The organism is Bacillus sp. SD075 (assembly GCF_017355165.1).
GTDB lineage: Bacteria > Bacillota > Bacilli > Bacillales > DSM-1321 > Peribacillus.
Genome location: NZ_JADILK010000001.1, coordinates 66,936 through 84,535, shown reverse-complemented (window position 1 = coordinate 84,535; position 17,600 = coordinate 66,936). Strand labels below are relative to the sequence as shown.

Below are 17,600 nucleotides of genomic sequence, written 5' to 3'. Positions count from 1 at the left end.
TTTGATGCTCCCTTCCCAAACCCATTAATTTTTTAAGTAGCTTTCTTAGGCCTTTCCCATTTACTATACTTTTAAATATTGCTAAGGTAATTATATCTTATTAATGGAGGTATCGTCATGAATGAACGTTTGACAGAACTACAAAATTGGCTACAGGCCAATGAGACTGAAGCCGCTTTACTTACATCTACAGAGAGCATCTTCTATTTGAGCGGTTTTTTTAGTGATCCCCACGAAAGACTGCTGGCACTTGCCATTTTTGCAAATGCCGACCCATTCCTTGTCTGCCCGCAGATGGAAGTTCCCGATGCTAAACAAGCTGGATGGGCAGGGGATATCATCGGTTACACCGACATTGAAAATCCATGGGAAAAAGTTAAGCAAGCAGTGGAGAAGCGCGGGTTAACCATTAATACAATGGCCATTGAAAAAGAGCATATGAATGTTGAACGTTATGAAAAGGTCCAACAATACTTCGGAGCACCAAAGCTCATTTCCGCAGAAGAAAAACTTCAAAGGATGCGAATGATCAAATCGGAAGATGAGATGGTCAAAATCCGTGAAGCCTGCCGCCTTGCAGACTTTGCGATTGAAGTGGGCGTCAGTGAAATTCATGAGGGTAAATCGGAAATGGAAATCCTTGCAGCGATCGAATACGAATTGAAAAAAGCTGGAGTCAGCCAAATGTCTTTTTCCACCATGGTCCTGACTGGTAAAAATGGCGCTTCCCCACATGGTACACCCGGGAATACGAAGGTTCAGCGCGGCGACCTTGTCCTCTTTGACCTGGGCGTCGTTCATGAAGGGTACTGCTCTGATATCACTAGAACGGTCGCTTACGGTGATATCAATGATAAACAGGCAGAAATATATGAAACGGTACTTAAAGCACAAGAAGCTGCCGTTGCAGCCAGTAAACCTGGTGTATCCTGTTCCGAAATAGACTTGACTGCCAGAAACATCATCAGGAATAAAGGATACGGTGAATTCTTCCCGCACAGGCTCGGCCACGGACTTGGAATCAGCGTCCATGAATATCCATCCTTGACTGAAACGAATTCCCTCGAACTTCAATCCGGAATGGTTTATACCATCGAACCTGGCATATATGTTCCAAATGTTGCAGGCGTCAGGATTGAAGATGATCTACTGATCACGGATACCGGCTGTGAGGTTTTGACCAAATTCCCGAAGAGCCTGCAAATCATAAAGTGATAAATATAACGTAACCCAGATACCCCCGCCTCATTGAAGACGGGGGTATCCATTAACCAAAATTCATTTTACTAGTCCGTCTGCAGTTCATACTTCACTGCTTTATCACTGCCGTCAAACCAAATGACCAGCCATTCACTATCTATCCTTATGATTCCCCTCTCGGCACCAAGAAAATAAACCATATTATCTTTCTCTTTAAAATATTCCGTTTCTGTTGGGGACCCTAAAAGCGTAATCACTTCTTCTTTTGTCTTGCCTTTCAATTCATGTTCATTCATTAAGTCATCAACCAAATATACTCTTCCTTCAATATCATTTACCCATCTTTCAGTGGTGAACCGTGATTCATTTTCATTTACCCCTAACAAAAAAGCACAATAAAATAGAAGAGAAAGGCCAAGGGTTGATATGACTATAAATCTAATTTTGATTTTCCTTTTATTATGCTGATCGTTATATTTCCTTGAAATCCATTGAAAAAATAGTAAAAGAACAAATGGAAGCAGCAGTGCGGAGATACTCATTAAACTGATCGAAGCATGTACAGCATTGATATAAAAAATATAAACGAAATATATCAAGGCATACAAAAGCACGTATAAATATAATGCGTAGTTTAATATTCTTGAAACACTCAAAGAAAAAACTCCCTTCCTCCATTCAATTTACCATAAACGAATAAATAAGGTAAAAAAGTCGGGAGTTTCGCCCATGGAATGATCGTGCTTATCTTTTCACCATAATAAGGTTAGAACCCTTATTTTCATTTTGTTATTTCCAGATCATTCAAAAAAAAGATTCGCTAATTTGTTACAATTGAAATCAGATCCATTAGGTAAATCATTGTATAATAGGAATGAAATAGAAGGAGGAGATTCACTTGAATAGTATAGATTATAAAAATATTCTTGTAGCAGTGGACGGGTCGGAAGAAGCGGAGTGGGCCCTAAAAAAGGCAATCTATTTAGCAAAACTCAGTGAAGCTACCCTTGTGCTCACACATATCGTGGATACAAGGAATTTCCCTACTGTCGAAGCTTATGATATGACTATCCGTGATCACTCTGAAACCTTTGCCAATGAGCTGTTAGACAAGTATAAAACGGAGGCCATAGCATCCGGGATTGCAAAGGTCCAAACAGAAGTTGCATATGGTTCTCCTAAACTTAAAATTCCAAGGGATTTAGCGAAAAAACATTCGATCGATTTAATTGTATGCGGTGCAACGGGCCTTAACGCAGTCGAACGTTTCCTTATCGGCAGCGTGTCGGAAGGCATCGTTCGCCACTCCAACTGTGATGTAATGGTCGTGCGTACGAATTGATAAATGAAGATGATAAAAAGCTCGTTCCCCAAATTGGTGAACGAGCTTTTTTCTGTTATTCACATACCAGTTTTTCCGCTTTTTCAATCGCCAGCAAGACTTGGGCAAAACCTGTACCGCCCGCACTATTACGGCGTTTAACTGCTTCATACGGATTCAATGCATCATAAATATCATGTTCAAACAACTCGGAAGCTTCCTGGAATTGCTCAATGCTTAGGTCCACTAAATAGCAGCCATTCTGGACACAGAACAATACAAGCTTTCCGACCACTTCGTGCGCCTTTCGGAAAGGCATCCCTTTTGAAGCTAGGTAATCAGCTAATTCCGTTGCATTCGAGAAGTCATTTCTTGTTGCTTTTTCCATTACGTCCGTTTTCACTTTCATCGTTGAAATCATGCCGGCAAATATTTTAAGTGAACCAACAATGGTCTTAACCGTATCAAAAACGCCTTCTTTATCTTCTTGCATATCTTTGTTATAAGCAAGCGGCAGTCCTTTCAAAACAGTCAATAACCCCGTTAGGTTACCATATACCCGTCCTGTTTTACCACGGATCAATTCCGCCATATCAGGGTTTTTCTTTTGAGGCATGATGCTGCTTCCAGTGGAAAACGCATCATCCAATTCAATGAATTGGAACTCCTGGCTTGACCATAGGATGATTTCTTCGCTGAAACGGGATAAATGCATCATCATTGTCGCACTGTTGCTCATGAATTCAATGGCAAAATCACGATCACTTACCGCATCAAGGCTGTTTTCGTAAATCCCGTCAAACCCCAATAGCTCGGCACTTAGGGCACGGTCAATCGGGAAAGTCGTCCCAGCTAATGCCCCAGCACCCAATGGAGAAATATTGATTCTTTTGAAACTCTCCGTGAAGCGCTGCTTATCACGCTCAAGCATCCAAAAATAAGCCATTAAGTGGTGGGCAAATGAAATGGGCTGTGCACGCTGCAAATGTGTATAACCTGGAATTAGTGTTTCCACATTTTTCTTGGATTGTCCCAAAATCGCTAGTTGCAAATCATTGATGAGTTCCAGGATCACTTTCGTTTGGTTCCGCATATAGAGATGAAGGTCGGTCGCAACTTGGTCATTACGGCTTCTTCCTGTATGAAGCTTTCCGCCAACTGGGCCGATTTCACTTATTAGCATGCTTTCCAGGTTAAGATGGATATCTTCCATCTCAACCTTAAAAGTCAACTCACCCTTCTCAGCTTTTTCCTGTAAACTTTTCAGACCCGCAATGATCTGATCCGCATCTTCTTCAGGTAAAATGCTGCATTGCTTTAACATGGTTACATGAGCTAAACTGCCTTGAATATCTTCAAGCACAAGTTCCTGGTCAAAGGAAATGGAAGCTCCAAACTCATCTACCCATTCTTCTGCAGATTTCGTGAATCTTCCTCCCCAAAGCTTGCTGCTCACACTGTCACCTTCTTGTTATTGACCATGCTGTTCACTTTCGTTGGAAGTCCCCATAACTTAATGAATCCAACTGCTGCATCATGATCGAATTCGTCTGCTTTTGTATAGGTAGCCAATTTTTCGTCATATAGGGAGTACTCGGATTTTCTACCTTCAACAATCGCATGACCTTTGAATAGTTTCACACGGACCGTACCCGTTACATTCACTTGTGTTTCTTTCAGGAATGCAGCCAAAGCTTTTTGAAGCGGAGAGAACCAAAGTCCTTCATAAATCAATTCAGTCATTTTCTTCTCGATCACCGGTTTGAAGTGAGCCAACTCTTTTACTAGCGTGATATCTTCAAGTTCTTTGTGTGCAGCTATCAATGTCATCGCACCAGGAGCCTCATAGACTTCACGTGATTTGATTCCTACTAATCTATTTTCAACGTGATCGATACGCCCAACTCCGTGTTTGCCGGCAATTTGATTCAACTCGACAATCAGGTCAGCCAATTTATAGTTTTTATCATTCAATGTAACTGGAACACCTTGTTCAAAACCAATTTCAATGATATCAGCAGTATCTGGCGTACATTCAAGGCTTGCAGTCAAGTCATATGCATCTTCCGGTGGAGCTGCCCAAGGATCTTCCAGGATTCCGCATTCGTTACTTCTTCCCCAAAGGTTTTGGTCAATCGAGAACGGACTCGCCATGCCAATCGGAACGGGAATGCCATTTTTCGCTGCATATTCAATCTCCTCTTCACGAGACCATTTCCAGTCACGAACAGGTGCAAGAACTTGCAAATTAGGGTTCAAGGCAGAGATGGATACTTCGAAACGCACTTGGTCATTACCTTTTCCCGTGCAACCGTGCGCAACGGCTACCGCGTTTTCCGCTTCAGCCACTTCCACTAATTTCTTCGCGATCAGCGGACGTGATAAAGCTGATACCAATGGATATTTCCCTTCATACAGAGTATGTGCCTGAAGAGCCGTCAAAGCGAATTCATCAGCGAATTCGTCCTTCGCATCGATTACATAGGAACTTACCGCACCAACAGTGATCGCTTTTTCTTTAATGAAATCTAAATCTTTCCCTTCACCGACATCCAAGCAGCATGCCACAACTTCGTACCCTTGATCTTGTAACCATTTAATTGCAACGGAAGTATCCAAACCTCCGGAATATGCTAAAACAACTTTTTGATTTTTCATTTCCATCGTCCTTTCGCGTGAATAAAAATTCATCGTTTGTTATTTTTATTCAATCTATGATTAGTACTTTATCATCTTTATTAAAGGAATACAAGAGGTATTTTAAAGATTCCGCTAAATAATCTGCTAATATTTTCAGGGAATTTACACATTGGATGCTTCCGCGGGAATATAGTAAACTAGGAGTATGAAAAATCGAAAAGCGGAGGGCATATGAAAAAGCTATTTACCTATGATGAACGGCTTGGCATCTCAATTCCCGATTTGAATCTGGAGTGGGATGAATATACAAAAGGCGAGCAACAGCAAATACTTGTACACTGGGAGAATATCCGGGGAAGCATCCCGGACCGCATCAAGGAACTGGAGTCCACCATTAACCGAAAGCAGTTTCGGCTCTCCGATGAAAGTAATTTCACCAAATCATGCCAACTCAATTCCGAAATTGCGGAACTTGCTTCCATCATCAATGATTTATGGCTATGGTATCGTGCCAATCAAGCCGTGAGTGAAAAGATGCATAATTAAGGCCTATTCCATGCAAAAAAAGCCACAGTTTAAAACTGTGGCTTTTTTTGCATCCCTCTTATAAATCCTTCCGAAGTTCACCAACGACATGTCCCAATTCCGGAAGAATCAATTTATTCATCGCAAGCCGAACCGCCCCTGATGAGCCTGGGGTCGAAAAAATCGCTTTGTTGTTCACGACTCCGGCAATCGCCCTGGATAGAATGGCGGCAGACCCGATATCCTCTTGATAGCTGAGCATTCTAAAAACCTCGCCAAAACCGGGAATTTCCTTGGTCATCAACTCTTTGACCGCCTCGATCGTTACATCCCTATTGGCGATGCCGGTGCCTCCATTTGTTAATATGACATCGACCATGCTGCCTTGACTACCAGAAGCGACGGCATCCTGAATCGCTTTCCGCTCATCTTTAACGATTACATATTCCGTCACTTCATGACCATTCGATTTCAGCAATTCCATCATCAGTGCTCCACTTTTATCCGTTTCTTCATTACGCGAATCGCTAACGGTTATCACCATGCAGCGTACTGCTTCCGTAATGGCTTTTTTATGATTCTTGACACTCATTCTTCATCAGCCTTCTTCTCCAGTAAATTACGATATTGATAGAACTTCTGGGCAAATTCACTGACACTCCGGGTCATTTGATAATTGGATCCAGCCCCGATGACCATGCTGATGAATGGTATGCCCCGAACCAGTTTTTTTCGAAAAACAGTAATGGATAATGCCTTCAACAGCTGCTTCAGCGGCTGTTCCATCCAGGTAGGGTTCGTCAGTTCTTCGATCCCTAAATAAAAATAGTCATCTTCTGCGGTCTGGACTTCGCGGATCAATTCTTCCCAAGCTATTCCTTGGAGCCTCTTCGGCATCGCTCCTGCATTGAATACCTTAAGGGCCAGCATCATCTCAAACGGCGTATTCACCTCAACACCATAAGACATCGCAATCAGCTGGACGATCCTTATATTGATGACCGTCATAGCGGGAATATCGCTCCCTAGCAGAAGCAGACCTCCTGATCCGCTCATCCCGCCTTGTGCGAATGAGTATAAGCGATGCTTAGCGATGTGCTGATTGGCTATGTAATTCAACTGATCGATCGATAAGTGATTCAAATCACTCAACGTTTCGATTTCTTCATTAAACACGCGCGCAGATGCTAAAATCCGCTCTCTTGCATCTATTTGAACTTGTGAGCTCTGAACCATGGCATGCAAATGAAAAAGCCAGGTATCAAGCTTTTCAAAAAACTGTTGTTGGACGTTTTCCGGAAGCAGGGCAAACCCCTGCTCCAACCATTTATCATACAATGCAGCAAGGTCCGTGGGTTCATATTGATAAAGTTTTTCCTGCCATTCACTAATTTCATTCCATACTTTCATTTCCCGATTCGTGAATTCCATGCATCAAGCCTCCTATGTACAGAATTGGTGGATTCTCCCTTAAGTATACCATAGAGGGAAGCTTATAAAGAACAGATGATGGGAATCCAGTGTGTAAAGGGAGGGGGTGCATGGGCAATACTCCATGGGAAGAGGGATCCTGAGGATGGATGGAGTTTAATATATGGCATTCACGGGAAAGCCCCCTTACCAGAGACAAGGGGGCTTAGTATAGAAAGCAGGAAGTCATATTTTCCAAGGTTCGCTCAAAGCTATTTTCATGGTATCCCTGACAATCATGATTTCTTCATTAGTGGGGATGACCATGACTTTCACGGGGGAATAGGGAGCATTGATGAACGCTTCCTTACCCGAGGTACGATTTAGATCCTTATCCCAATATACCCCCATGAATTCAAGTCCCTCCAAGATTAGCCCCCTGATGGTTTGACTGTTTTCTCCGATCCCCGCTGTAAAAATGATGCCGTCCACACCTCCCATTTTAGCTGAATAGGAGCCTATGTACTTATGGATCCGATCTGCAAATACTTTAAGTGCGAGTTCAGCCCGCTCATTGCCTTTATCTGCTTCAATTTGAATATCGCGCAGGTCGCTGGAAAACCCGGAAAGGGCCAGAATCCCGCTTTTCTTATTCAGGACATCCAGAACTTCATCTGCTGTTTTTTTCCCGTCTTCTCCATGATATAAGGAATCAGTGCAGGGTCGATGTTCCCTGAACGCGTTCCCATAGTCACACCGGCCAATGGTGTAAATCCCATTGAGGTATCAATTGATTTGCCGCCCTTTATGGCCGTAATGCTTGCACCATTCCCTAAATGGCACGATATCAACCGAAGCTGTTCAATTGGGCGGCCAATCATTTCGGCAGCCCGCTGCGATACATATTTATGTGAAGTACCATGAAACCCATACTTCCTTATTCCGTAATTTTCATAATATTCAAGAGGTAAGCTGTACAAATAGGAACCTGCTGCCATCGTTTGATGGAAGGCCGTGTCGAATACAGCAACCGCCGGCACATCATCCAGAATGCGCCTGAAGGCTTTGATCCCGGTGATATTGGCGGGATTATGAAGGGGTGCCAACTCGGAAAGCTTTTCGATTTTCTCTATTACGTCCTTCGTAATCAAGACCGAGTCGCTGAATATCTCACCGCCATGCACCACCCGATGCCCTACGCCATCTATCTCTTCAAAGGACTCAAGGATGCGATGGTCAATCAGCTTTTTCAATAAAAGCCCCACAGCTACTTCATGATTGGGTATATCCATCGTTTCAGAAATCTTTTCGCCTTCGACGCTTAAGGTAAATGCGGAATTTTTCAAGCCGATTCTCTCTACCAAACCTTTTGTAATTACTTTTTCACTTGGCATCTCAAAAAGCTGAAACTTCAAAGAAGAGCTGCCCGCATTAATAGCCATGACTTTTGACATCCATCCTGCTCCTTTACTCTAAGCTAGTTCTTCCAAGGTTCATCTCAACGAAACGTGCAGTGTATTGTACAATCTTATCATGGCAAGCGGATTCAACCAAATAATAATGAAAAATTTCAAATGATCACTCTTTCAAAAAAAAAATGAAAGCCAATGCCTGCGGCATCAGCTTTCATTGACTATTTTTCCTCTTTAAACCAATCGTCCATCTGTTGCATGACAGACCTGGTCGCTTCGAAATCCGACAACTTCGGAAGTTGTACGAGCAATGCCTTCTTCGGTGCTTCGATACCCTCTTTTTTCTTTTGAAGGATCAGGATGCTTTTCGCAGCCGCTTCACTCTTAAACATGGAAAGCGGCAGTTGCACCATCCCTTGGATATGTGTATGCTTCTTCAGGAAATCATTGAGTTTCGGAGCTTCTTCCGAGGCGAACAGGTTATTCGGGACAATGAAGAATAGGTGTCCGCCATCCTTCGCGTGTTTAACACCTTGTTCAATAAACAAATGGTGTGCATACGAATGTCCCTTGTCCGCCTTCAATTCATAGTCAGCTGCCCGCACATCATTCGGGTAATAACCAATCGGCAAATCACTGACCACCACATCTGAAGGATCGATGAAAAGCGGCTCCAAGCTATCCTGGTTGAAAAATTGCAGCGGATGTTCTTGCAGGTTGGCACCTGCATAAGCAAGCCTGATCAAGGTTTCATCAATCTCGACACCATATGAAGCGATGTTTTTATCAGTAAGTTGATTCAAGATCGCAAATAGTAAGTTCCCCGTTCCGATGGCTGGATCGAGCATGACTATCTCTTTTTGATCCTTGGTGAATTTACCGACTAAATAGCTGACGAACATGCCGACTGCATCAGGGGTCATATGATGATTCGGCTGAACGCTCTGCTGCATGCCTTTTAAAATAGCAAGCTGGTACGCTTTACGGATTGCTTCCTTCTCATATTTCCCTGGTGAAAAATCTGCATAATGCTTCACTAACCTTTTCTGCGATACTTCACTTATTTCCTCTTGCAGGACTTTCCCTTGGAAAAAATTCTCGCCCGTTTCACCCAAGGCATCCAGATACGTACATGATAGTTCACTTTGCAATATTTGGGCTGTTTCATCAAATTCATAAAATAATTGTTCAACTGGGGTAGACTTCACTTATTAATTCCTCCTGTTTGCTTCTGTCCCTATTTTAAAGGTAAGAAGAAAGAGTTACAAGCCGTACGTCCTGCTTATCATTCTTCGTTTGTTGAACGTACTGTTTCCCGATTTGAAAGTGACATATAAGGAATCTCTCTCGCGCACTCCCTTTTCAAAATTTTAACCATGAACAAGTGAAAGGTAAATTAAATGCAGGGTGTACAATTTGGACGTTGATTTCCGCTCCAGGCACTCGCTTTTCCCGCAGGAGTCTCGCACCTTCCTCTCCAATCAACTTATAAAATCTAGATATAAACCATACCCGAGGAGTTGAAGATAGCTTTGAGTAAGTTAGTTTGGGGACATCATTTGATCACAATTACGTTTTCCGAACCCCTTTTGTCTACAAACTGAAATACAGGGTTGTTGTCCTGTTTTTTTTCATTATTTGGAAAGGCTCAATGAATGGCCGGTAAATCCGATAAATCGGCAACAAGGATTTCGACCAGGGTATAGAGGTGGGTATCGAGCAGGGCAACAAGCGGTTTTTTTCCAAGACAAATGACACCGTGGCATAATAGTCGGTACACCTAATGGTCAAGGGGTCTGGCAAGATTATTTTCCCAATAAATGGTCCGACTTTAGAGCACGAAAAGTGTTTATCAACATGAAAACCAAAAACCGGGCACATTTGTGCCCGGCTTCTTAGAATTCGCATCTTATTTTGCCGCTTTAGCCGCTTCGATAGCACCTTCGTAATTTGGATGGTTGGTACCTTCACTCACATATTCTACATATGTGATTTCATCAGAGCTGTTCACTACGAATACAGAGCGAGCCAAGAGACGAAGTTCCTGCATGACGACACCATATGCTTCACCGAAAGAAAGGTCACGGTGATCGGAAAGTACTTGAACATTGTCCAAGCCACTAGCAGCACACCAGCGTTTTTGTGCGAAAGGAAGATCGTTACTGATCGTCAGTACTTTCACATTATCCAATTTTGCCGCTTCTTCATTGAATTTACGTGTCTGTGCATCACATACACCTGTATCCACGGATGGAACCACGCTGATGATGCGGACAGAACCTTTGGAGTCGCTTAATGTAACCGGTGATAAGTCATTAGCCAATACTGTAAAATCCGGTGCTTTGTCACCAACTTTTAGTTCTTGTCCCACTAAGGTGATCGGGTTGTTTTTAAATGTAACTGAAGCCATTAATAATTCCTCCCTTTTCTGCTATATGTACAAGCATAATCATATTTGTTTTACCGGAATTTTGCAATTAATTGAATTGGGAAATGTGAATGGTTCCCGCGCATATCCGACAAGCTTTTTATATTGGTCGCAGGCTGCAGCAAAAAGAAAACTCGGCGGATGCCGAGTCAATGTTAGAATTCTATATCCTGTTTAGGTTCTTGATACCTCTTTACAGCTGGTTGACTGCCGCCTTGCTTTTGATTACTGTCTTTCTTGGATAGCATGGACTGAATCTTATCGACGACTTGTGGAGCTAAATCCATCATTTTTTCGAGAAGGTGCGTCCCTTCATCCAGATGAATCATTTTCACCCCATGGGAACCGACAATCAAAAATGCAATTGGTGTTATGGAAACCCCGCCTCCGCTACCGCCTCCGAAAGGCTGCTTGGAATCACCTTGCTGTCCTTGATGGTTGCCGTCCATAACAAATTCGCTGCCACCGGCTGCAAAACCAAATCCAACTTTGGAGACGGTTAAAATGACACTTCCATCCGGAGTTTCCACTGGATCTCCGATGATCGTGTTCACATCGACCATTTCTTTCAGATTTTCCATAGCTTCTTTCATTAAACCTTGGATCGGATGATCTGACATTTAAATTCCTCCACTCTAGAACGATTGTTTATTGGAATCACCTGCTAGCTTCGCTAATTTCCTGGACTTGAAATGCGGCTTTCCGCCTTTCCAATAACGAAGCAGTTTTATTCCAGTCACCATAGCCTGCCCGATTCTAAATTGTAATATGCAGGAAATCGACGTGTTTGCCTGCCATCTCTGAAAGTCCGGCGTAATGGAATAGGAGGGCATGATCCTGAAGTTGAAATAGGTTGTCAGTAAACCGATGATTGAACCTTTAAGTGCCCAGCATGCTCCGGTTAAAACACCGGTGTGTGCAGCGTTTTTAGTACCGACCATACTATGCCAGGTGAATTTTTTGACTTGGACCTTCCCTGCGAACTGACGGACGATCCTATGAAATCCGATGATATGCTGAAGCATCTCCAGACTGTCTGCGAATCCGTCACGCAAATCTTCGGCTGTGATTTTTTTCTTTTCTTCCTTTTCGGTTTTTCCGTTCATTTCTTGCTCTTGCTTAACTACTACAGCTAACGAGTCATCATCCATTTTGATGACCGGAACCTTGAATGTATAGTGAAAAAGCCCGTACCAGGCTGTTAATTTAATATGTATTAGGTCATTCGTTTGGACACGTTTGTAGTTGATGGACACTCTTACTTTAGTGAAAACAACAATTAGCAGCACCAAAATGAGGATACCTATAATCAACAAAATCCACTTCATGCACCCACACCCCCTTCAGCCTATCATTATCGGCATATGTAAAAAAAATAAACCTGCAAAAGCGAAAATCACGCTCTTACAGATTTATGAATGCAAGAAATCATCTTCGGATCAACACAACGCCCGTGTCTGCAAAGACATCATGCAATGCCTGTTTCTTCGGTAATAAGCCTGCCAAGAGGTAGCCAACCCAAGTGACTTTTGAAATATAGCGGCCAATCAGCTCCCTGAACAATATCGTTCCCCATGAAATGTTTTTCTTCTCTTCCTTCAATGCAATGACTTTCAGTCCAAAAATCATCTTGCCAAGGGTTTGGTTCAAAAATTTGGTCATCAAAACAAAGTATAAGAAGAATACGCCCCCTGTTAAGAAGCCCTCTGCGGAAAACCAGAGATCATCTGTCCCCTCATAAAATTTGAAGATGGGATGAATTAAAATCCGGTTCAAACTTCCGATAACCAATAGATCGGCTAAATAGGCCCAAAACCTCATCCAAAAACCTGCAAAATGCACTTTCTTGACTTCGTCATCATCCATGGCCGTTTTGGCAGGTGTAAACTTCTGATGCTGACCAGGAACCCCTGGATCTTCCATTAGATTGGATGAAGCGATTTGTTCATTGTTTTCATTTCGTTCCGTCATCCTTCAGCCCCCCTATTCCGCATACAAATACATTAAGCGTGGAGAATTTGAAGAGGAAAGGATTTTTGTCAAGACTGCCGTTTCCACATCATTTCCCAACATTTTTTGCGCACCCATACTGAATAATGAACCGAAACCTGCCTCATCTGTATAACGGATTACTTGAGCATCCTTTTTACCGATATCAGTTTTCATCGCGGCAATTACATCATCCAAATGGCCGAAATCATCAATTAGATGGTTTTCTTTAGCCTGACGTCCATCATAAATGCGGCCATCGGCTATTTCCCTTACTTCCTTCTCTGTCATACCGCGCCCGTCTGCAATGACTTTTACAAATTGATCATAAGAATTATTAATCATATTTTGCAGTATATCACGTTCTTCTCCAGTCATTTCCCGGGTTGGGCTCATAATATCTTTGTGTGGGCCGCTTTTGATGGTTTCGAACTCAACACCATACTTCTCGGCGAGCTTCTCGTAATTATACCCATGCATGATGACGCCAAGTGAACCCGTCATCGTTTCTGGGCTAGCGTAAATCTTATCGGCTGGTGCAGAAATATAATATCCACCAGAAGCCGCCATTGACCCCATGGAAACATAGACAGGTTTCTTCACTTTCTTGATATCAAGGATCTTGTCATAGATCTCTGCACTTTCGACGACACCGCCGCCTGGAGAATTCACCCGAAGGATGATTCCTTTGATATCTTCATTTTCCTCTGCCATCTTCAGCTTATCCATGAAGGCACGGTGATTATATGTTGCTGAACTAAGTAATGAGGCTTCTCCTGTATCTTGAATCGTGCCCTCTACATCAAATACGGCAATAACATTTGAGTAATCATCACCCTCTATGACTTCCTCGTAAAATGCACTTTCGGAAGCAAATAATTCATCAATGATATTTTCCGTATCCGCTGTAAATAGAGTCGTAGCCGCCCCTACAGCAATAGAGACAAAAAATAAAACGGCTGCGATTCCAAGTGCCGCCCAACGCTTTCCATTCATCTGTTTTCCCCCTTAAGATATATGTATCCTTCTTACCATACGAACTAATGATGAAAATGTTTCATTCCATGATAAACCAAGACATATAAAATTGTAGCAAATAATCCTCTAATTGGAAATGCATTGGCGCATTTTGCACAATCTCCATTTATACAAAGAGGGAGCATGACATGGAAATAAATCTTTTGTTTTCCCAAGTTATTCTTAGCCGGTTTAGTAAATGCCTTAAACGGAGAATCAGCCCAACTAAAAAGCTGCCGGGATTCATCCTGGCAGCTTCTATATTTATTGCTTTGGAGCTAATTCAATGGCTGACTGAATGGCCGCAAGCATGCTTTTTTCATCAGCGATATTCTTCCCAGCGATATCAAAGGCGGTGCCATGATCTACGGAAGTTCGGACAATGCCGCCCTTGAGCCCTACGGTAATATTGACCCCAGCCTCAATTCCCATAACCTTGATTGGGGCATGTCCCTGATCATGATAACAGGCAATGACAATATCAAAATCTCCACGGCCAGCCCTGAAAAACAATGTATCTGCAGGAAGCGGCCCGCTTACATCGATTCCCTCACCCTGTGCCCTTTCTATTCCAGGCATTAATTTCTCTTCTTCTTCACCATTTCCAAATAAGCCATTTTCCCCAGCATGAGGGTTAATACCACAAACGGCGATGCTTGGGTTTTGGAAGCCCGCCTTTGTTAGCGTCTCATGCGCAAGCTTAATCACTCTGTACGTCCGCTCAGGATTGATGCTTTCGATAGCTTCAATCAGCCCCATATGTGTCGTCAGATGGATGACCTTCAAATTGGGAGTGGTTAGCATCATCGAAAAGTCATCTGTACCTGTAAGGTCAGCAAGAATCTCTGTATGGCCAGGATACATATGACCACCTTTGTGGAGCGCTTCCTTATTCAAAGGGGCGGTACAGATTGAATGAATCTTCTTCTCCTTTGCCAAATCGATGGCCTTTGCCAAGTATTGATAGGCGCCGTCTCCCGCTAATGCAGAAACCTCTCCAAACGGTAGATCCAAAGGTAGGATGTCCAAATCCAGAACATCTATCGAACCAAACTCGTACTTCGCCTCTGAAGGATCTTTTATGGCATGCACCATCCCCTCAAAGCCTACGATAGGCTTTACCTTTTCTATTATTTTCGCATCTCCGATAATAAGCGGCCTGCACTGTTGATACACTTCAACGTGAGCCAATGCTTTTACTATAATTTCCGGGCCAATTCCCGCCGCATCTCCCATAGTAATTCCGATAATGGGTCTCATCAAGCACTCTCCCCTTTCAACTTATTCATCGCATGGATAAACACGTCCTCTGAACCAAATCCTCCAGCTTTCGTGACGACGTAAATAGAGTCATTACCCAAGAATTTGGAGATAGGCACTCCTATTTCCAGTTCATCCAGCAATTCGAAACCTTTTACATCCCATAGATTGCATATTTGCTTGGCTGTATCGCCGCCGGTCATTGTCACACCTTTAAAATATTGTTTCTCTAACAGGACAGAACATACGGTTCCAATAGCTTTCACAATCTCGTTACTGATCTGGGTATGAGTAAGGCCTTTAGATTCACCTGTTTTCCAAGCCTTTTCAATATCCGGTTTTTCTGCAGTGGAATAAATGACCACATCGTGCCCTTCTGCTGCCATTTGGATGGCTTCATGATAGACTCTCCTGATTTCCTCTGTTCTTTCCCGGTCGTCCCCTACAGCTTTATGGGACTCGAATGATATTGCATGTACCTGGGTCCGTTCCAACATTTTTTTCAATTGTTTCCGTGAATTCTTATTTACACTTCCAATCACTGTTAGAACCGGCAAGGTTGAAACAGGGATATTCAATCGATTTTCCTTGTGCGGAATGGAATAATGGTCAGGCAGGTAATTGGCGATCCCTGCCGACCCCGCCCAGGCCACTTCAAGATTCATTTCTTTTGTATAATTCAAGATGTCTTTCAAATGCTGCTCTTTGGTTGCATCGATGATGATATACGTTATCGAATCCTCTGTAAACCCTTTTAACTTATCGTTCACATGGTTTTTGCCTTTCTCCAAATCCTTCACTGTAATTGTACCAATTTGATGTGAGGTCTGGGCACCAATCAACTCTGGCAGATATGATTGTGTCACAGGTGTTTTTGGATCCTTGGAAATCTCTGTTTCTCCAAGAGGAATACCATTTAAATAGTGGGTGGAATCCAGAATGGATCTCCCATTTTTAGGATAACCTGGAGCAATCATGATTAAATCCGGTTTTATAGCATCATACATGGCATCAATTTCAGCACCGATATTTCCGCGCATTGTCGAATCTAGTTTTTTGAAGATCGTTGAGAAGCCAGCCCGCTTTAGAAAATCTGCAGCTGCCTTGACTTTATGGTAGGCATCTTGCCTCTCCAGGGAGCGGCTGTCCGTATCAAATACGACGGCATCATAATCCCGTACATTTTCTTCATCCAATCCAAATAGTACGGTCGTTTTAAGACCATGTCGAGCTAATTGGACACCGCTATCATTGGCACCCGTTAAATCATCCGCGATGATCGCTAATTTCATTTCAATTCCCTCCAAAACATGGGTTAGCCTAATTATTGTATTTAGCCACTCCACCCTCCTTATCCAAGTGCTTGGATAGGAAGCCGATGAATATCGGGAGAAGGATGGCTGTTGTCACAACACTTGCTGCAATTTGTACAGTAGCAAGCTCTGCATGGATCCCGAAGGAAGCATTCGCTGCCACGATGGCCACCGGAGTCCCGACAGCGTTACCCGCAGTGGAACCTTCAGATGCACCGACAATCGGGTTCCATCCTATCCATTTAAAGATCAGATACCCTCCTCCACCAGTTAGGAGAACTGTAATCACACCAAGTAATACCCCACTTAATCCCCCTTGGATTATCGCTGTGAAATTAATCCCCATTCCTAATGAAAAAGCGAAGAACGGAACTAGCTTATCGCTTCCTTTAGACAGAAAATCTTTCATCTCGGAATCTAAATTCCCTAATACCACCCCGACTAGCAGCGGGAGCAACACGGCAATGAACGAAGTTGGAGAGAACATGCCATCAGCGAAGCCCATAGTCCCGAAAATAGCAAGCGCTACCATTGTTAAGAATGGACCGTCACTTAAAGCGAGAAATGGGTATGCGGCCTTGTCTTCTTCCTTTCCATACTGACCGGCCAATGCAATATATAGCCCGCCATTGGAATTTGTCATGGCTGCAATAATTGCCAATGGTGCCATTCCTAAAAACAATCCGTTACTATCGGCCAGCCAGAATCCGAGTAGGCCGACCAGCGCCCCTAACACCCACTTATATGTTAAAAGTGTAACGCCCTTTTTCACCGAAGTGCCTGCTGTACGAAGATTGATTTGCGTTCCGGCAATTAAAAGGAATAATGCTATCAAGGCACTTGAGCTGTTCACGAACAGTGCTTCCGTAAAACCGCCAATCCTTAATAGACTAGGAAATAATGTATTGATAGTGGCTGCCAGCAAAAGCGGAACAACCATCATCCCCCCTGGGATACGATCAAGCATTGCTTTAATTCTCATAATAAAAACCCCTTTGTTTTATTATTAAAGCGCTTACAAGATTTATATTAAAATATGATGTTAATAAAAGCAACACTTATAAAAATATAAAACTACTTTTAAT

General features: G+C 42.9%; 17 protein-coding genes and 1 pseudogene. 3 read left to right on the top strand and 15 right to left on the bottom strand.

Annotated features, from left to right (window positions below; translation table 11 throughout):
• The first annotated feature begins 117 nt into the window (after positions 1-117).
• The gene (locus tag IOC57_RS00400) at positions 118-1,215 is read left to right on the top strand and encodes a M24 family metallopeptidase (protein WP_207436870.1); all 1,098 of its coding nucleotides are present in this window, start codon (positions 118-120) and stop codon (positions 1,213-1,215) included.
• A 71-nt stretch (positions 1,216-1,286) separates the two neighbouring features.
• On the opposite strand, the gene IOC57_RS00395 is transcribed toward IOC57_RS00400, so the two are convergent.
• A complete protein-coding gene (locus IOC57_RS00395) occupies positions 1,287-1,856 on the bottom strand; it encodes a hypothetical protein (protein ID WP_207436869.1) in 570 nt (189 codons plus the stop codon).
• A 251-nt stretch (positions 1,857-2,107) separates the two neighbouring features.
• On the opposite strand from IOC57_RS00395, the gene IOC57_RS00390 reads away from it, so the two are divergent.
• Positions 2,108-2,542: a universal stress protein gene (locus IOC57_RS00390; protein WP_207437177.1), complete on the top strand. Its 435-nt coding sequence runs from the start codon at positions 2,108-2,110 to the stop codon at positions 2,540-2,542.
• Between the two features lie 55 nt (positions 2,543-2,597).
• Here IOC57_RS00390 and argH read toward each other — a convergent pair whose 3' ends face one another.
• Both argH and IOC57_RS00380 read right to left on the bottom strand, forming a co-directional pair.
• The gene (argH, locus tag IOC57_RS00385) at positions 2,598-3,977 is read right to left on the bottom strand and encodes an argininosuccinate lyase (protein WP_207436868.1); all 1,380 of its coding nucleotides are present in this window, start codon (positions 3,975-3,977) and stop codon (positions 2,598-2,600) included.
• Complete coding sequence (locus IOC57_RS00380) at positions 3,974-5,179, bottom strand: argininosuccinate synthase (RefSeq protein ID WP_192206055.1); 1,206 nt, start codon at positions 5,177-5,179, stop codon at positions 3,974-3,976. The genes argH and IOC57_RS00380 overlap by 4 nt, the downstream gene beginning before the upstream one ends.
• A 213-nt stretch (positions 5,180-5,392) precedes the next feature.
• Here IOC57_RS00380 and IOC57_RS00375 point away from each other — a divergent pair, with 213 nt between their 5' ends.
• Complete coding sequence (locus IOC57_RS00375) at positions 5,393-5,707, top strand: hypothetical protein (protein WP_207436867.1); 315 nt, start codon at positions 5,393-5,395, stop codon at positions 5,705-5,707.
• 58 nt (positions 5,708-5,765) lie between these two features.
• Here IOC57_RS00375 and IOC57_RS00370 read toward each other — a convergent pair whose 3' ends face one another.
• The 12 genes and pseudogenes from IOC57_RS00370 to IOC57_RS00315 form a co-directional block, all read right to left on the bottom strand.
• Positions 5,766-6,278 carry a MogA/MoaB family molybdenum cofactor biosynthesis protein gene (locus IOC57_RS00370; protein WP_207436866.1) on the bottom strand — a complete coding sequence of 171 codons (513 nt, stop codon included), beginning with the start codon at positions 6,276-6,278 and terminating at the stop codon, positions 5,766-5,768.
• Positions 6,275-7,117 carry an EcsC family protein gene (locus IOC57_RS00365; RefSeq protein WP_207436865.1) on the bottom strand — a complete coding sequence of 281 codons (843 nt, stop codon included), beginning with the start codon at positions 7,115-7,117 and terminating at the stop codon, positions 6,275-6,277. Before IOC57_RS00365 ends, IOC57_RS00370 begins: the two co-directional genes overlap by 4 nt.
• Before the next feature lie 225 nt (positions 7,118-7,342).
• Positions 7,343-8,550, bottom strand: a pseudogene (locus IOC57_RS00360) (acetate kinase).
• Positions 8,551-8,729: 179 nt separating this feature from the next.
• On the bottom strand, positions 8,730-9,716 hold the full coding sequence (locus IOC57_RS00355; protein WP_207436864.1) for a class I SAM-dependent methyltransferase: 987 nt from the start codon (positions 9,714-9,716) through the stop codon (positions 8,730-8,732).
• Between the two features lie 701 nt (positions 9,717-10,417).
• On the bottom strand, positions 10,418-10,918 hold the full coding sequence (gene tpx, locus IOC57_RS00350; protein ID WP_034309176.1) for a thiol peroxidase: 501 nt from the start codon (positions 10,916-10,918) through the stop codon (positions 10,418-10,420).
• Positions 10,919-11,091: 173 nt separating this feature from the next.
• Positions 11,092-11,556: a GerW family sporulation protein gene (ytfJ, locus tag IOC57_RS00345; RefSeq protein ID WP_207436863.1), complete on the bottom strand. Its 465-nt coding sequence runs from the start codon at positions 11,554-11,556 to the stop codon at positions 11,092-11,094.
• A 15-nt stretch (positions 11,557-11,571) separates the two neighbouring features.
• Entirely contained in the window at positions 11,572-12,264 is a 693-nt protein-coding gene (locus IOC57_RS00340; RefSeq protein ID WP_207436862.1) for a DUF2953 domain-containing protein, read from the bottom strand.
• A gap of 100 nt (positions 12,265-12,364) precedes the next feature.
• Positions 12,365-12,907, bottom strand: coding sequence for an RDD family protein (locus IOC57_RS00335; protein WP_286184396.1), 543 nt, complete (start codon positions 12,905-12,907; stop codon positions 12,365-12,367).
• Between the two features lie 12 nt (positions 12,908-12,919).
• Positions 12,920-13,921, bottom strand: coding sequence for a signal peptide peptidase SppA (gene sppA / locus IOC57_RS00330; RefSeq protein ID WP_207436861.1), 1,002 nt, complete (start codon positions 13,919-13,921; stop codon positions 12,920-12,922).
• Positions 13,922-14,206: 285 nt separating this feature from the next.
• Entirely contained in the window at positions 14,207-15,202 is a 996-nt protein-coding gene (gene pdxA / locus IOC57_RS00325) for a 4-hydroxythreonine-4-phosphate dehydrogenase PdxA (protein WP_207436860.1), read from the bottom strand.
• A complete protein-coding gene (locus IOC57_RS00320; RefSeq protein WP_207436859.1) occupies positions 15,202-16,494 on the bottom strand; it encodes a four-carbon acid sugar kinase family protein in 1,293 nt (430 codons plus the stop codon). The genes pdxA and IOC57_RS00320 overlap by 1 nt, the downstream gene beginning before the upstream one ends.
• Positions 16,495-16,522: 28 nt before the next feature.
• The gene (locus IOC57_RS00315; protein ID WP_207436858.1) at positions 16,523-17,497 is read right to left on the bottom strand and encodes a 2-keto-3-deoxygluconate permease; all 975 of its coding nucleotides are present in this window, start codon (positions 17,495-17,497) and stop codon (positions 16,523-16,525) included.
• Positions 17,498-17,600 lie beyond the last annotated feature (103 nt).

What these genes read in the sequence shown, in the direction of transcription:
- IOC57_RS00400 (WP_207436870.1), top strand. Translation starts at nt 118, where the DNA reads ATGAATGAACGTTTGACAGAACTACAAAATTGGCTACAGGCCAATGAG.
- IOC57_RS00365 (WP_207436865.1), bottom strand. Translation starts at nt 7,117, where the DNA reads ATGGAATTCACGAATCGGGAAATGAAAGTATGGAATGAAATTAGTGAA.
- IOC57_RS00340 (WP_207436862.1), bottom strand. Translation starts at nt 12,264, where the DNA reads ATGAAGTGGATTTTGTTGATTATAGGTATCCTCATTTTGGTGCTGCTA.
- IOC57_RS00335 (WP_286184396.1), bottom strand. Translation starts at nt 12,907, where the DNA reads ATGACGGAACGAAATGAAAACAATGAACAAATCGCTTCATCCAATCTA.
- tpx (WP_034309176.1), bottom strand. Translation starts at nt 10,918, where the DNA reads ATGGCTTCAGTTACATTTAAAAACAACCCGATCACCTTAGTGGGACAA.
- IOC57_RS00370 (WP_207436866.1), bottom strand. Translation starts at nt 6,278, where the DNA reads ATGAGTGTCAAGAATCATAAAAAAGCCATTACGGAAGCAGTACGCTGC.
- IOC57_RS00315 (WP_207436858.1), bottom strand. Translation starts at nt 17,497, where the DNA reads ATGAGAATTAAAGCAATGCTTGATCGTATCCCAGGGGGGATGATGGTT.
- ytfJ (WP_207436863.1), bottom strand. Translation starts at nt 11,556, where the DNA reads ATGTCAGATCATCCGATCCAAGGTTTAATGAAAGAAGCTATGGAAAAT.
- IOC57_RS00375 (WP_207436867.1), top strand. Translation starts at nt 5,393, where the DNA reads ATGAAAAAGCTATTTACCTATGATGAACGGCTTGGCATCTCAATTCCC.
- sppA (WP_207436861.1), bottom strand. Translation starts at nt 13,921, where the DNA reads ATGAATGGAAAGCGTTGGGCGGCACTTGGAATCGCAGCCGTTTTATTT.
- IOC57_RS00380 (WP_192206055.1), bottom strand. Translation starts at nt 5,179, where the DNA reads ATGAAAAATCAAAAAGTTGTTTTAGCATATTCCGGAGGTTTGGATACT.
- IOC57_RS00320 (WP_207436859.1), bottom strand. Translation starts at nt 16,494, where the DNA reads ATGAAATTAGCGATCATCGCGGATGATTTAACGGGTGCCAATGATAGC.
- pdxA (WP_207436860.1), bottom strand. Translation starts at nt 15,202, where the DNA reads ATGAGACCCATTATCGGAATTACTATGGGAGATGCGGCGGGAATTGGC.